Raw genomic sequence first — 1,136 nt, 5'->3', positions numbered from 1 at the left:
AGCCAATCTTTATTGGTCGTACCCGACCCCACATCCAAATAAATGTGCTCATACCCAAATTTTGCAGCTTGTTCCGCTTCCGAAGCGATACTGATTGCGGGCAAAACTACAAGAGGCACAAGCAATAACTGTCTCACCATCTTACTTCCTTTCATGAGAGTCACCTAAAAACTTAACTACAATTGGCAATTTCCATATTAGCCGAATTAACAAAACCTTGTCGCGGGAGATGTCCGAATCTTATGACTCAGTACGAAAAAGCGTGATCCAATAAGATTCTGTCTTAAAACTGCGTTAAGATTACTTTATTATTTGCGAAACAAAAGGCACCCGAATGGATGCAGAACTTCTCGAGATATATAACTTTCTCGCCAAGTACCCCCCTTTCAACGAACTTCCAGAAGAAACTCTGACCAAAGTGACAGAAAGCGTTGAAATCTCTTACTACCGACAAGATACCCCAATCATTCACTTCGGTGACCATATTCAAGATCTCTTCGTGGTAAGAAGTGGCGTGGTGGAAGTTTATCGCCGCAAGGGTGAGCTTTATAACCGTCTCGATGAAGGCGACTTATTCGGTCAAATGGGGCTGCTTACCAACAACAAAGTTCGTTTCCCGGTAAAAGCTATTGAAGACACCCTACTCTACTGCATTCCGGTCGAAGTGTTTCAAGAGATCTACGACAACTTCGACTCTTTCGCCGATTTTGTTGAAGTAGAAAACAGCGCCCGCTTGCGCCAAACCATTTCAGAAAACAAAGACGCAAACGACTTAACCACCTCTAAAGTCAAGACCCTACTTACTGGCGATGCCCCGACCATAAACCGCGGCCAAACAATCCAACAAGCAGCGCAGTTAATGGCTCAGGACAACATTTCATCACTCTTGATTGTCGACCCCGATTTTGTCCTTGACGAAGATGACCCGCAATCGCCCGTTTTAGGCATCATTACTGACCGAGATTTATGCACTCGAGTGCTTGCGGAAGGCTTGTCTCCTCAAGATGATGTTTCAACAGTCATGACGACGGAAGTGATCTCTCTCGACCATAATGCTTACATCTATGAAGCCATGCTAACGATGTTACGCTACAACGTGCATCATCTGCCGATTCTCAAAGACAAAAAGCCAATAG

At 44.5% G+C, this 1,136-nt stretch carries 1 protein-coding gene and 1 pseudogene; one reads left to right on the top strand and one right to left on the bottom strand.

Going from position 1 to position 1,136, the window contains the following annotated elements; all coding sequences use genetic code 11:
* Nucleotides 1–140: pseudogene (locus R7040_RS24680) on the bottom strand (porin family protein); the annotation flags it as partial.
* 194 nt (nucleotides 141–334) lie between these two features.
* On the opposite strand from R7040_RS24680, the gene R7040_RS24675 reads away from it, so the two are divergent.
* Nucleotides 335–1,136: cyclic nucleotide-binding domain-containing protein (locus R7040_RS24675; protein WP_318097305.1), on the top strand; the 802-nt coding region annotated here is incomplete at its 3' end.

The sequence above is a fragment of the Vibrio sp. 1069 genome, assembly GCF_033340555.1.
Note: the sequence above shows the minus strand (reverse complement) of the source record. Positions and strands in the feature narration are given on the sequence as shown.